Origin of the sequence: Aeromonas taiwanensis (assembly GCF_000820165.1) — a bacterium.
Classification (GTDB): Bacteria; Pseudomonadota; Gammaproteobacteria; order Enterobacterales; family Aeromonadaceae; genus Aeromonas; species Aeromonas taiwanensis.
The window spans coordinates 88,780-102,120 of record NZ_CDDD01000058.1 but is presented as its reverse complement, the minus strand read 5'-3'; the positions used below and the strand labels follow the sequence as shown (position 1 = coordinate 102,120).

13 protein-coding genes are annotated in these 13,341 nt (G+C 65.1%); 6 read left to right on the top strand and 7 right to left on the bottom strand.

Annotation, left to right across the window (positions count from 1 at the left end; genetic code table 11):
* The first annotated feature begins 10 nt into the window (after positions 1–10).
* Positions 11–298 carry a DUF3630 family protein gene (locus tag BN1136_RS10740; RefSeq protein ID WP_043764064.1) on the top strand — a complete coding sequence of 96 codons (288 nt, stop codon included), beginning with the start codon at positions 11–13 and terminating at the stop codon, positions 296–298.
* Positions 299–449: 151 nt separating this feature from the next.
* Positions 450–1,124, top strand: coding sequence for a 7-cyano-7-deazaguanine/7-aminomethyl-7-deazaguanine transporter (locus BN1136_RS10735; RefSeq protein WP_043764063.1), 675 nt, complete (start codon positions 450–452; stop codon positions 1,122–1,124).
* Positions 1,125–1,396: 272 nt separating this feature from the next.
* Here BN1136_RS10735 and rraA read toward each other — a convergent pair whose 3' ends face one another.
* Positions 1,397–1,882, bottom strand: coding sequence for a ribonuclease E activity regulator RraA (rraA, locus tag BN1136_RS10730; protein WP_042077135.1), 486 nt, complete (start codon positions 1,880–1,882; stop codon positions 1,397–1,399).
* Positions 1,883–2,025: 143 nt separating this feature from the next.
* Here rraA and BN1136_RS10725 point away from each other — a divergent pair, with 143 nt between their 5' ends.
* Positions 2,026–3,879, top strand: a complete 1,854-nt coding sequence (locus BN1136_RS10725; protein ID WP_043764062.1) for a methyl-accepting chemotaxis protein — start codon at positions 2,026–2,028, stop codon at positions 3,877–3,879.
* A gap of 78 nt (positions 3,880–3,957) precedes the next feature.
* On the opposite strand, the gene mgtE is transcribed toward BN1136_RS10725, so the two are convergent.
* The gene (gene mgtE, locus BN1136_RS10720) at positions 3,958–5,382 is read right to left on the bottom strand and encodes a magnesium transporter (RefSeq protein WP_043764061.1); all 1,425 of its coding nucleotides are present in this window, start codon (positions 5,380–5,382) and stop codon (positions 3,958–3,960) included.
* A 114-nt stretch (positions 5,383–5,496) separates the two neighbouring features.
* Positions 5,497–6,816 carry an aspartate aminotransferase family protein gene (locus BN1136_RS10715; protein WP_043764060.1) on the bottom strand — a complete coding sequence of 440 codons (1,320 nt, stop codon included), beginning with the start codon at positions 6,814–6,816 and terminating at the stop codon, positions 5,497–5,499.
* 185 nt (positions 6,817–7,001) lie between these two features.
* Here BN1136_RS10715 and BN1136_RS10710 point away from each other — a divergent pair, with 185 nt between their 5' ends.
* Together BN1136_RS10710 and BN1136_RS10705 are read left to right on the top strand one after the other, a co-directional pair.
* Positions 7,002–7,727, top strand: coding sequence for a sulfite exporter TauE/SafE family protein (locus tag BN1136_RS10710; RefSeq protein ID WP_043764059.1), 726 nt, complete (start codon positions 7,002–7,004; stop codon positions 7,725–7,727).
* A 32-nt stretch (positions 7,728–7,759) separates the two neighbouring features.
* Positions 7,760–8,524: an SDR family NAD(P)-dependent oxidoreductase gene (locus BN1136_RS10705; RefSeq protein ID WP_043764058.1), complete on the top strand. Its 765-nt coding sequence runs from the start codon at positions 7,760–7,762 to the stop codon at positions 8,522–8,524.
* Positions 8,525–8,591: 67 nt separating this feature from the next.
* On the opposite strand, the gene BN1136_RS10700 is transcribed toward BN1136_RS10705, so the two are convergent.
* The 4 genes from BN1136_RS10700 to BN1136_RS10685 are packed head-to-tail and all read right to left on the bottom strand — an operon-like array spanning position 8,592 to position 11,584.
* Entirely contained in the window at positions 8,592–9,356 is a 765-nt protein-coding gene (locus BN1136_RS10700; protein WP_043764057.1) for an amino acid ABC transporter ATP-binding protein, read from the bottom strand.
* On the bottom strand, positions 9,349–10,014 hold the full coding sequence (locus BN1136_RS10695; protein ID WP_043808479.1) for an amino acid ABC transporter permease: 666 nt from the start codon (positions 10,012–10,014) through the stop codon (positions 9,349–9,351). The genes BN1136_RS10700 and BN1136_RS10695 overlap by 8 nt, the downstream gene beginning before the upstream one ends.
* Positions 10,015–10,026: 12 nt before the next feature.
* Complete coding sequence (locus tag BN1136_RS10690) at positions 10,027–10,668, bottom strand: amino acid ABC transporter permease (RefSeq protein ID WP_043808477.1); 642 nt, start codon at positions 10,666–10,668, stop codon at positions 10,027–10,029.
* A gap of 49 nt (positions 10,669–10,717) precedes the next feature.
* A complete protein-coding gene (locus BN1136_RS10685; RefSeq protein WP_043808473.1) occupies positions 10,718–11,584 on the bottom strand; it encodes a transporter substrate-binding domain-containing protein in 867 nt (288 codons plus the stop codon).
* A gap of 273 nt (positions 11,585–11,857) precedes the next feature.
* Between BN1136_RS10685 and pdxR the strand changes: the two genes are divergently transcribed.
* Positions 11,858–13,336 carry a MocR-like pyridoxine biosynthesis transcription factor PdxR gene (gene pdxR, locus BN1136_RS10680; protein ID WP_043764054.1) on the top strand — a complete coding sequence of 493 codons (1,479 nt, stop codon included), beginning with the start codon at positions 11,858–11,860 and terminating at the stop codon, positions 13,334–13,336.
* The last annotated feature ends 5 nt before the right edge of the window (positions 13,337–13,341 follow it).

Sequence of the window (13,341 nt, the reverse complement as noted above, 5' to 3'; positions counted from 1 at the left end):
GGAACCGGGAATGAACTGGCGGATCACGCAGATAGACAAAGAGGCCGGGGTGGTGATGCTGACGTGCCCGGCGCTCGACTGGGACAGTTTTCCAGTGCTGGCCGAAGCCCTGTTGCAGGAATGGGAGCTGGTGGCGCTCGAGCGGGAGTGGGGGGCCGATCGTCACGGCTGGCTGCTGGAGTTTGAGGGGAGCCGCCTTCGGCTCGAGTTCGAACACCACAGCGGTTGCTGGCTGGCGGCGGTGCAACCGGCGGACATCGAGGCGCTGCTCTGGCTCGCCCGGCAATACGGGAACTGACCCCTGGCCGGTTCCGAATGTGAGTCGCCACTGTTCGAAATAGCCGCATAAAGATTGAACTATCAATTTGGGGGCGTATAATCCCGCCCCTCGATTATCGCCATGGTGGCGATATGGGTTCCCTAACCCCATTAACCAAAAAGGTCACAATATGAATCTGACCCCTGCTCAGCACCAGACGGCGCTGGTGCGTCTCTCGTTGTTCCACATCCTGATCATCGCCAGCAGCAACTATCTGGTGCAGCTGCCGATCACCATCTTCGGCTTCCACACCACCTGGGGTGCGTTCAGCTTCCCGTTCATCTTCCTGGCCACCGATCTGACGGTGCGGATCTTCGGCGCCGGCTTGGCGCGCAGGATCATCCAGACCGTGATGCTGCCGGCGCTGGCCATCTCCTACGTGCTCTCGGTGCTCTTCTTCGAAGGGGGCTTCCAGGGCGTCGGCCAGTTGGCGGAGTTCAACCTCTTCGTGGCGCGCATCGCCCTGGCCAGCTTTATGGCCTATCTGGTGGGCCAGTTCATGGACGTGGTGGTGTTCAACCGCCTGCGCCTGCTGAAAGCCTGGTGGGTCGCGCCGGCCGCCTCCACCCTGTTTGGCAACCTGGTAGACACCATCACCTTCTTCAGCATCGCCTTCTGGCGCAGCACGGATCCCTTCATGGCCGAGCACTGGGTCGAGATCGCCACCGTGGATTACGTGTTCAAGCTGCTGATAAGCCTGGGCCTGTTTGTGCCGCTCTACGGCGTGTTGCTGCGTTACCTCAGCCACAAGCTGGTGGGCGACGCCAGCCTGGCTGGCTTGCAGACGACGGCACGCCAGGCCTGACGAAAATGACCACAGTCACCTGTGGTCATTTTTTTTGCGCTTTTCACAAATAAGGCTTGCACAGTTAAATGAGAATGATTATTGTTAACTTGTTTTCCGGGAAAGACTTCATTTGTTCCAACGTGATGGACTTCTTGTGAAGGCACGACATTGCTCACATTGCTTCCAGTTAAGGGGCCAGTAGTTTACTGGCCCTCTTTTTTTGCCTGTTTTCGGTGAACGACAGGCATAAAAAATGGGAGCCCAGGCTCCCATTCTTCGTCTCCATCCGATCACTCGATGTCGAGGGCATCGGGGGAGAGGATCACCCCCGTCGTGTCCGCGTAGAGATGATCGTCCGGCAGGAAGGTGACACCGCCGAAGTTGACCGGCAGATCGGTCTCACCGATGTCCTTGCTGTCGGCACCGACCGGGATGGCGGCCAGGGCCTGAATGCCGATGTCGAGATCCTCCAGAATGTCGACCTCGCGAACGCAGCCGTAGCAGACGATCCCTTCCCACTCGTTCTCCGCCGCCGTGGTGGCAATCTCGCTGTCGATCAGCGCCCGGCGCATGGAGCCGCCACCGTCGATCAGCAGCACGCGACCGGCGCCATTCTCCTTGACCAGCTCACGGATGAGGCCGTTGGATTCGAAGCATTTGACCGTGGTGATGACGCCGCCGAAAGAGGCACGACCACCGAAGGAACAGAGCATGGGTTCGAGTACATCCACCATGTCCTGATAGATGTCGCACAGTTCTGAAGTGTTGTATTCCATTGTGTCAGATCCACCGCTGGAAACAGGTGGATCCAGTATAAGGAGTGGGGGTGGCATTTCAATGAATATTCCTTGAACGGACATATGGATAACGTATTCTGCACGCGCCCGATGCAGTCCACCCCCTGATCCCGAGGTTTATCGTGCTGATCCGTCACAAGCTGATACTGAATACCGTTCTTGTCGCCACGGCCATGTTGACCCTGAGCGGACTCTTCTTCTACGCCAGCAAGGAGAGCCGGCACATGATGGAGGCACAGCGCAGCGTCGACGGCCTCGAGTTGTCCATGTTGCAGTTGAGGCGGATAGAGCAGGACTTCCTGTTACACAAGGATCCGGCCGTCACCGAGCGGTTCAACACCGTGCTGACGGAGATCCACAGGCTCGACAGGGCGCTGGGGGAGGATGACAACCTCGGTGCTGCCCGTGCCGAACTGACCGGGCTGGATGGCCGGGTCAGCGCCTATGGCAAGGCCTTCAACGAACTGGTCACCCAGCAGAAGAAGATTGGCCTGGGGCCGGAGGACGGCCTCTATGGCAGGCTGCGGGCGGCGGTGCACAGGGTGGAGGAGGCCCTCAAGGTGCAGGATCAGCAGGGCTTGCTGATCACCATGCTGCAGCTGAGGCGGGCGGAGAAGGACTTCATGCTGCGCACCGACATCCAGTATCTGGATCGCTTCCAGACCCTGCACAAGGATTTCCAGCAGGGGCTGAGCGCGTTGCCTGAGGAGCAGCGCACCGAGCTGGAGCAGGCCAGCGAACAGTATCGCCAGGACTTCGTGGCCCTGGTGCAGGGGATGCAGCAGCTGGGGCTGAGCGAGGAGGCCGGTCTGCGCGGCCAGATGCGCGCCCAGGTGCAACAGGCCGAGCAGACCCTCGGCAGGGTGGGTCAGCAGATAGAGAGTGAACTGGCCAGCCAGACCAAGGGCTTCAACCGCCTGATGCTGGCTTGCGGTGCTCTGATCATCCTGGTCATCGGCTTCATGAGCGTGCTCCTGGGACGCAGCATCGACAGGCCTATCGCGCGGGTCAATGACACGGTCAATCGCATCCGCCAGGACAACGATCTGCGCCTGCGCATCGCCCTGCGGGGGGATGACGAGATGGCGCAGCTGGCGGGCAATCTGGATGTGATGCTGGATGGCTTCCGCCACCTGATCGGGGATGTGAAGCAGAGCGTGCACACCCTGACCGGGGCGGCGGAGCACCTCGCAGGCAACGTGCACCGCACCAGCGAGGGCGCGCAGCGCCAGCTGCTGGAGACGGATCAGGTGGCGACGGCCTCCACCGAGATGGGTTCCACCATCGAGGAGATCGCCCGCAGCACGGAGCAGGCGGCGAACGATGCCGCGGCCACCAACCACAAGGCCAGCGAGGGGCGCGGTGCGGTCGAGCAGACCATCCACCAGATCCACACCCTGGCAACCCAGCTGGAGCAGGCCTCAGGCGAAGTGAGCCAGCTGCAGCGGGAGAGCGAGACCATAGGCTCGGTACTGGAGGTGATCCGGGGGATCGCGGATCAGACCAATCTGCTGGCGCTCAACGCGGCCATCGAGGCGGCGCGGGCGGGGGAGCAGGGCCGTGGCTTCGCGGTGGTGGCGGACGAGGTGCGCAGCCTTGCCATCCGCACCCAGCAGTCGACCCAGGAGATCGCCGTCATCATCGGCTCGCTGCAGCAGCAGACCGGCCACATAGTGACGAGGATGGCGGATTGCCGGGAGCAGGGTGGCCAGAGCGTGCAGCAGGCGACCCTGGCGGGAGAGCTGCTCGGCCAGATCACCCAGGATGTTACCCGCATCATGGACATGAGCACCCAGATCGCCGCCGCCATCGAGCAGCAGAGCCTGGTGGCCGGCGAGGTGAACCGCAACGTCAGCAATATCCGCGACATCGCGGGGGAGTCGAGCCAGATGGCGGAGGAGAATGCCCGTGCCAGCCAGGGATTGAGCGAACAGGCCAGGGTGCTGAACCGGGCGGTGGAGCAGTACCGGGTGTGACCCCGTCACCTGCATAACGCCAGCTGCATGAAAAAGGGAGCCATAATGGCTCCCTTGTTCATGGGCGATGGGCGAGTGTCAGAGCAGGAAGAGGGTCGCCAGCCCCAGGAAGATGAAGAAGCCGCCGGTGTCGGTGATGGCGGTGATCATCACGCTGGCCCCCACCGCCGGGTCGCGCCCCAGCCGGCTCATGGTCATGGGGATGATGACCCCCATCAGGGCCGCCACCAGCAGGTTGAGGATCATGGCGAGGGTCATCACGCCCCCCAGCGCCGCATCCTGATAAAGCAGGAAGGTGGCGATGCCCATGATGCCGCCCCACACCAGGCCGTTGATCAGGGCCACCCCCAGTTCGCGCCACAACAGGAAGGAGACGTTGCCGGTCTGGATGTGCTGCAACGCCAGGGCCCGCACTATCATGGTGATGGTCTGGTTGCCTGTGTTGCCACCGATGCCGGCGACGATGGGCATCAGGGCGGCCAGCGCCACCAGCTGGGAGATGGTGTGCTCGAACAGGCCGATCACCCGCGACGCCACGAAGGCGGTGCAGAGGTTGATGGCCAGCCAGGCCCAGCGGGTCTTGACCGCCTTGGCGACCGGCGCGAACACGTCTTCTTCCTCGCTGATCCCCCCCATGCGGCGCAGATCGGTGTCGCTCTCCTCATAGACCAGGTCCACCACCTCGGCGACGGTGAGCCGGCCCATCAGCTTGCCCTTGGCATCCACCACGGCGGCGGAGACGAGATCGTCCCGCTCGAAGGTGCGGGCCGCCGCCTCGTCGTTGTCCTCCGGGTCGAAGGTGACGGGGTCCTGCTCCATCACGTCGCTCACCCTGGTTTCCGGCTTGTGCAGCAGCACGGTCGTGAGCGGCAGCTCCCCCTGCAGCCGGTTGCGCCTGTCGGTGACGAACAGCTTGTCCGTGTTGTCCGGGATCTGGCCGCGCAGGCGCAGGTAGCGCTGCACGGTGGCGAGGCTGACATCGGGACGCACCGTGATGAGCTCGAAGTCCATCATGGCGCCGACTGTGTGCTTGCCATAGCGGATCACCTCCCGCACCCGCTCCCTGTCCATGGGGGCCATGGAGGTGAGCAGCCGCCCCATCAGGTTGCGGGGCAGGTATTGCCCCAGGTAGATCTGATCGTCGATGTCGAGGGTGCTCAGGGCGTGCAGCAGCGCCTTGTCGCTCATGCCGCTGATGAGGCTGTCCCACACGGTTTCCGACGCCTCGACCAGCACCTGGCCACGCCTGTCCGGATCGACCAGCGCCCACAGGGCGTGACGCTCGTCCGGCGGCAGTGACTCGACGGCGTCGGCGATGTCGGCCGCCGGCAGGCGGTTGACCATGGTGGCGATCTCGTCGGCCCGTTCGCGCAGCACCGCATCGAGCGGTGTCTCGGCGTCGCGCAGGCTGTCGGTGAGGTCGTCGTCGGCCAGCAGCAGGGCCAGGATGCGGTAACGATCCTGTTCGCGCTGCTTGGCTCCATTGCGGGTAGAAAGGGACATAGAAGCGGTTTCCTGGTGACGGATCGGGTCGGAAATGGTCACTAGGATACCAGAATGGAGCTGGCGGCGGATGACAGAAAGAAGAGGAAGGCGCCCCCAGGGGGCGCCTCGGGGTCAGGCATGCAGGGCGAGGACCTGATCCAGGATGGTGAGACCCGTCTCCACCTCGGCGGCGCTGACGACGCAGGGCGGGACCACATGGATGCGATTGTCGACCACGAAGGGCAGCAGGCCGCGCTCGATCAGCGCCCGCTTGATCTGCCCCATGCGATCCGCCGGCAGCGGGGTGCGCCGCGCCCTGTCCGACACCAGCTCCAGGGCCCAGAACAGACCGAGGCCGCGCACCTCGCCGATCACCTCGTGCTTCTGCGCCAGCTGCCGCAGGCCGGGGCCCAGTAGCTCGCGACCGGTTCGGGTCGCCTGCTCGACCATCTGCTCCTCCGTCATGGCGTCCAGGGTCGCGACGATGGCCGCCATGGCCAGGGGATGGCCGGAGTAGGTCAGCCCCCCCGGGAAGTAGTGATCCTCGAAATAGGCCGAGACGGGGGCCGAGATGAGCACGCCGCCGGCGGGCACATAGCCGGAGTTGACCCCCTTGGCAAAGGTGATCAGATCCGGCTCCACCCCGAACTGTTCGAAGGCGAACCAGCTGCCGCAACGGCCGAAACCGGCCATCACCTCGTCCAGGATCAGCAGGATGCCAAACTCGTCGCACAGGGCGCGTACCCCGGGCAGGTAGCCGGGGGGCGGTACCAGCACCCCGGCGGTGCCGGGCACGGTTTCCAGCAGGATGGCGGCAATGGTGTGGGGCCCTTCGCACTCTATGGTGCGGCGCAGATGGTGCAGGGCGCGGGCACACTCCTCGGCCTCGTCCCGGGCGCCGAACTCGGAGCGGTAGAGATAGGGGTTGAAGAAGTGGACGTGCCCCTGGGCGTACTCGTTGGGCAGGCGGCGGAAGTCCCCCGTGGCGACGATGGCCCCGCCCGTGTTGCCGTGATAGGAACGATAGGCCGACAGTATCTTGCTGCGGCCGGTGTAGATGCGCGCCATGCGCATCGCGTTCTCGTTGGCATCCGCCCCCGCGTTGGTGAAGAACACCTTGTTGAAGCGGGCTGGCGCGCGCGCCACGATGCGCTTGGCCGCCTCGCCGCGGGTCAGGTTGGCGGTGGCCGGCGCTATGGTGGCCAGGGTGGCCGCCTGCTGCTGGATGGCGGCCACCACCGCCGGGTGCTGGTGGCCGATGTTGGTGTTGACCAGCTGGCTGCTGAAGTCGAGGTAGTGTTTGCCGTCGTGGTCGAACAGGGTGCAACCGCTGCCCCCCGCGATCACGAGAGGGTCCAGCCCTCCCTGTACCGACCAGGAGTGAAACACATACTCCCTGTCGAGCTGCCAGACCTGCTGATTGGTGACTGGGGTTTCGCTGCCGTGCGTCATCTTGGCCTCCTTGGGATGCGTGCGGGCAAGGTGTCAGCCCAGAGTAAGGAGCGGGCCGGGGCGGCGATAGGGCCAGCGCCGCCGCGCCATGGGGCCAGCCTGTGTCCCAAGGCCGCCCTGCGTCTGGCCCTAGGGGTGGAGGTGTGCCCTCCCTAGAGTGGGGGGAGGCGATCACCGGAGGTCATATGCTCCCCACCCTGCTCCCCCTTCTGCTGCTGGCGGCACTGGCCGGCCTGGTACGCGGTTTCAGCGGCTTTGGCTACGCCGTGATCATGGGACTGGGGTTGGCCTGGGTGCTGCCCGTGCCCCAGGCGGTGGCGACGGCCCTGTTGCTGGACCTGGTCTGCGTCCTCGGTGCCCTGCCCTGGGCATGGCGGCACCGCGAGCCCGCGCTGCTGGCGCCCCTGCTGCTCGGCATGGTGCTCTCCCTGCCGGCCGGCGTCTGGTTGTTGCAGGCGCTGCCCGCGAGCGGCCTGCACCTGATGGCCGGGGTCATCGCCCTGCTGGGGGGCCTGATGCTGCTGACTCGCTGGCAACTGCCTGGCGGGATGCCGCGCCTGGCGCTCCCCGTGGGGATGGCCTCCGGCCTCGCCATGACCTGCGCCTCGGCGGGGGGCCCACCCCTGATGTACTACCTGCTCAACCAGCCCTGTCGTCCCGAGACTCAGCGGGCCACCGCCATCCTTTTCTTCGCCTGCAGCAGCCTGCTCTCACTGCTGGCGCTCGGGGGCGGGGATCTGCTCGGGGAGGGGTGGCTGACCCTGGCCGCCCAGCTGTGGCTGCCTTCGCTGCTGGGGGACAGGGTCGGCGCCTGGCTGTTTCGCCGCCACGGTACCACGAGCCTCAGACGCTGGTCCGCACTGCTGCTGATCCTGCTGGCGTTCGGAGTGCTGTTGCACCCGGCGCCGTGAACAAGACAATCCACTATGACAAGGAAGCAACCATGAACAAGATTGCGTTTATCACCGGCGCCACGTCCGGTTTTGGTCAGGCGGCGGCCCGCCGATTTGCCCGGGCCGGCTGGGCCGTCATCATCACGGGGAGGCGCCTCGCCCGGCTGCAGGCGCTCGCCGATGAGCTGGCGCCCCTGGCGCCTGTCTACCCGGCCGAGCTGGACGTGCGCGATGCCGGGGCGGTCCGTGCCCTGGTGGAGGGGCTGCCCGAGGCGTTTCGCACCGTCGGCGTACTGATCAACAACGCCGGGCTGGCCCTGGCGCCCGAGCCGGCGCAGCGGGTTGAGCTGGCGGACTGGCACACCATGATCGACACTAACATCACCGGGCTGGTGAACGTGACCCACGCCCTGCTGCCTACTCTGATCGCCACCGCAGCGGGGGCCTCCATCATCAACGTGGGATCGATCGCCGGCCAGTGGCCCTATCCGGGCAGCCATGTCTATGGTGCCAGCAAGGCCTTCGTCCAGCAGTTCAGCTACAACCTGCGCTGCGATCTGCTGGGCACCGGGGTGCGGGTCACGGATCTCGCTCCCGGCATCGCCGAGACCGAGTTCACCCTGGTGCGCACCAAAGGGGATCAGGGCGCCTCCGAGCGGCTCTATCGCGGCACCACGGCACTGACGGCTGACGACATCGCCGAGCAGATGTTCCACATCGCGACCCTGCCTCCCCACGTCAACATCAACCGGGTCGAGGTGATGCCGACCCGCCAGGCCTGGTCTCCGTTCGCCATCGATCGTGACCCGATCTGAGGCCGGGCAAAGACCGAAACGAAAAGAGGCACGCCATGCGTGCCTCTTTGCATTCCAGCCGGCCACCTCATTGACGCACCGTCTGCAGGAACTGGCGCACCCGCTCCGAACGGGGGCGCAGGAAGAACTCCTCCGGCGGCGCCTGCTCGATCAGCTTGCCCTTCTCCAGGAACACCACCTGATCCGAGACGGCGCGGGCAAACTCCATTTCGTGGGTGACCACCACCATGGTGTAGCCTTCGGCGGAGAGCGCCTTCATCACCGCCAGCACCTCGCCCACCCGCTCGGGGTCGAGGGCCGAGGTGGGTTCGTCGAACAGCAGCACCTCCGGGCTCATGGCCAGGGAGCGGGCGATGGCGACGCGCTGTTTCTGGCCGCCGGAGAGCGTGATGGGGAAGGCGCCCGCCTTCTCCAGCATGCCGACCTTCTCCAGCTGGGTGCGGGCTATGGTGACCGCCTGCTCCCGCGGCAGCTTCTTCACGTGGCACAGCGCCTCGGTCACGTTCTGCAGCACCGTCAGGTGCGGCCACAGGTTGAAGCTCTGGAAGACCATGCCGATGCGCTCGCGCAGGGCCGCCAGCTGGCGGTTGCCCATGGGCTTGCCGCTGGCGGGATCGATCCCGAGGCGCTGATCCCCCAGGTAGACGGCGCCTCGATCCGGCTGTTCGAGCCAGTTCATGCAGCGCAGCAGGGTCGACTTGCCGGAGCCGGACGAGCCGAGAATGCTGACCACTTCTCCCTTCTTGACGGTCAGGTTGATATCGCGCAGCACCTCGACGTTGTCGAAGTGCTTGGAGAGCTTCTGGATGGTGATGGCGGCGTGTTCAGACATGCTGGAGTCCTCGTTGCTGGCCAAGGCGGCCCGCCCGGCGAATGCCGAACTCGATGGCCAGGGTGACCAGCCAGTACAGCAGGATGGCCACGGCGAACGCCTTGAGCGGGATGAAGTAGGTCGACTGCACCGTGTTGGCCGCCGCCGTCACCTCGCGCACCGTGATGATGCACAGGAAGGCGGTGTCCTTGAGGCAGAGAATGAACTGGTTGCCGAGCAGCGGCAGCGCGCTCATCAGTACCGACGGCAGTATGATGCGGCGATAGAGGGTGAAGTGGCGAAAGCCGTGGGCCTGGGCGGCCTCGATGTAACCGGCGGGCATGATCAGCCGCTGGCTGCGCAGGATCTCGGCGAAGTAGGCGCCGTGGTAGAGCGTCAGGGCGAGCAGGCCGGCATGGTCGGCTGAGAGCCGAAAGCCGATCCCCGGCAGGCCGTAGTAGAGCAGGTAGACCAGGATCAGGAAGGGCACGGTGCGCATGGCGTCGATCAGCAGGCGGATCGACCGGCGCAGCGGGTGATCCGGCCCCTCCAGCAGATAGAGCAGCAGGACGCCGAAGAGCAACCCGAGCAGGGTGGAGAGGGCGAACATCTCCAGGGTGTTGAGAAAGCCCGTCAGGAAGGTACCGCGGGCCTGCCAGATGATCTCCCATTCGTTCATGTCGCACTCCTGTTACATGGCGAGGTGATGAGCGCGCCGCTCGGCGATGTGCTGCGCCTTGACCAGCAGGGCGATCATCAGCACGTAGATGAGGCCGGCCCCGAGGATGGGGGGCAGGGGCTCGTAGGTCACCGAGGCGATCCGGTTGGTGACCCGGGTCAGGTCCACCAGGCCGATGACGGCGATCGCGGGGCTGCTCTTGATGAGCGAGGACATCTCGTTGACCAGGGCGGGCAGGCTGACGGTGACCAGCTGGGGCAGCATGATGCGGCGAAAGAAGACGGGGTCCGTCATGCCGACGGCCAGGGCGGCCTCGTGCTGGTTGCGCGAGAAATTGTTCAGGGCCGAGCGCCAGATCTCGGCATTGAAGGCCGCGGTATTGAGGGTCAGGGCCAGGATGGCGGCCACCTGTTTGTTCAGCTGTATGCCCAGGGCGGGCAGGGAGAGAAACAGGAAGAGCACCAGGGTGACCAGGGGGGTGGCCCTGGCCAGGCTGATGTAGCACGCCAGCAGAGGGTCCAGCAGCGGTATCCTGGCCCTACGCAGCAGGGCGATCAGCAGGCCGGCGGTGACGCCCAGCACGATCGCGGTGCCGGAGATCCAGAGGGTGGTCAGGGCCCCCTCAAACAGCAGTTTCCACGCACTCCAATCCATGGACGTTCCTCGCAGAAGGGGGCCGGCACGGACGCCGGCCCGGTCAGGACTATTTCAATCCGGCCAGCTGGTGGAACTGGGCCACCGTGGTGATGGCTTCGTCCGGCAGGGCATCGAAGGATTCACCGAACCACTTGGTCTGCAGGGCCTGCAGCTTGCCGCTCTCCTTGAGGTGTTTGACGAAGCCGTTCATGAAGGCCAGCAGCTTGGGGTTGTTCTTGGGCACGGGCCAGCTCACGAAGCCGTTGCCGGAGACGGGTTCCCCCTTCTCGAACACGCCGGGGCGGGTCTTGACCAGATCGTTGACCGAGATGACGGCGTTGATGACGTAGTCGAGGCGGCCGTTGGCGAGATCGGCGTAGGCCTCTGGGTAGGATTGATACTCCACCACCTCGCCGAGCTTGCCTCCCTGCTTGGCCAGCATGGCCTCCAGCTCAGGCAAACGGGCCAGCAGCGCGCTGCCTGCCTGGACCCCGACCGTCTTGCCGCTGAGATCCGCCACCCCCTTGATGCGGTCATCCCCGGCGCGCTTGACGTAGTAGTGCTGGGCCGAGGCGACGGGGGCGATGAAGTCGAACACCTTGAGGCGCTCGTCGGTGATCAGGGCGCCGGTGATGGCGATGTCATACTGGCCGGCAGAAACGGCGGCCAGCAATCCCGTCCATGGCAGAATGCTCTGCTCCGGCTTGAAGCCGGTAGCGTATTTCTGGAGCTCGGCAAGCACCTCCTTGTGGAAACCCTCCGGTTCCCCGTCCTTCATGAAGTTGAACGGCGCATAGTCATCTTCTGTCGCGATTTTGAGCACCCCGGCCTTCTCAATCTCCGGGAGATCGGCGGCGTGACTGGTCAGGCTGAAGGCGAGCAACAGGCCCCCCAGCAGGGTGGCGATCGGGTGTTTGACGTGGTGTCTTTGCATGGCAGTACTTCCCTGTAAGTCGTTGATTGTGTGGCAGGGGGCCAAAAAGATGGAACACTCCACTGCCATGACGAGACCGACTGGACGCTATGTTTATGCAGAATAGGTGCGACTATCTGCATAATCGTGCAGATAGTGAGACCAGCCCCCTGCCTTTTCACTTTTATCGCGGGGCGTTTGAGAGGGATAGAGCCAGATGCCGGGGACGATGGGGGCAGCGAGGCACGTCTCTTGCATCGCGTCCTCTTTGGCAGGAAGCCGGAGGAACACCCCATGATCGAACACAGTCTGCGTATCGAATTTTGTGAGGAGCGGGGGTTGCAGGAGCAGCTACGCGAGGCGCTGATCGGCTCTATCCTGGGGGGACGCTTCGTGCCCGACGAGACCCTGCCCTCCTGCCGCAGCCTGTCCGAGCAGCTCGGCGTGTCGCGCAACACCGTCTCCCTGGTGTACGAGGGGCTCAGGGATGAGGGCTACCTCATCAGTCGCCCGCGCAGCGGGTACTTCGTGGATCCCCGCTACCAGCCCACGTCGGCGGTCCCCATCGAGGTGCAAGAAGGGGAGGTTGCCCCGGATTGGGGCAGCCGCCTGCGACTGCACCCCTCCGAGCTGGTCGCCGTCACCAAACCGGCCCGCTGGATGCAGTACCGTTACCCCTTCATCTACGGCCAGCCCGACAGCGCGCACTTTCCCATGGAGCAGTGGCGTGCCGCGGCGCGTCAGGTCATGGGCGGGTGCCGGGATCACGAGTGGCTGTACGACCAGGTGGATCAGGACAACCCCATGCTGATCGAGCAGCTGCGCACCCGGGTGCTGCCCAAGCGGGGCATCCTGGCCGGGGCCGACGAGATCCTGCTGACCCTGGGCACCCAGAACGCCCTGAGCCTGATCGCCCAGTTGCTGATCGGGGCGGGCACACGGATCGGCGTCGAAAATCCCGGCTTTCGCGAGGCCGTCAACACCTTCACGCTCCAGCAGGCGCAGGTAGTCCCTCACGAGGTCGATGGGGAGGGGATAGTGCTGCGGCCTGCCTCGTCTGCCTGCGACTGCTGGTATGTCACCCCCAGCCATCAGGCGCCGACGGGGGTGAGCATGAGCGATGCCCGGCGCCGGCAACTGCTGCAACATGCCGAACGGCACGATCAGTTCATCATCGAGGACGACTTTGACTCCGAGACCAATATCGAGGCCTATCCGCGCCCGGCCCTCAAGGCCAGCGACGGGAGTGGCCGGGTCATCTATGTCAGCTCCCTCTCCAAGGCGCTGGCACCGGGCCTTCGCCTCGGTTTTCTGGTAGCGTCGGCCGAGCTGGTGGACGAGCTGCGAGCCCTACGGCGGCTGATGTACCGCCATCCGCCGGCGAATATCCAGTATCAGATGGCGCACTTTCTCGCCCAGGGGCACTACGACTCCTTCCTGCGCCGTTATCGGGAGGAGAGCGCCCGTCGCTGGGAGACGCTCGACGCAGCCCTTGAACGCCATCTGTCCGGTTGCGTGCGCAACCAGAGCCGGGCAAGCGCGTTCTGGCTACGTGCCCCCGAAGGGGTCGACACCCTGCGGCTGGCTTGGCGGGCGGCCCACAACGGTGTGCTGATCGAGCCAGGGGTACACCACTTCCTGGATGAGGCGCCCGCCCGTCACTACTTCAGGCTCGGTTTTCATGCCATCGAGGAGGAGGCGATCGTGCCCGGCGTCCGCCTGCTGGCCGAGGCGCTGGACAAGGAGACAGGCCGAAGCGGCCTGACGGTGTGAAAAAA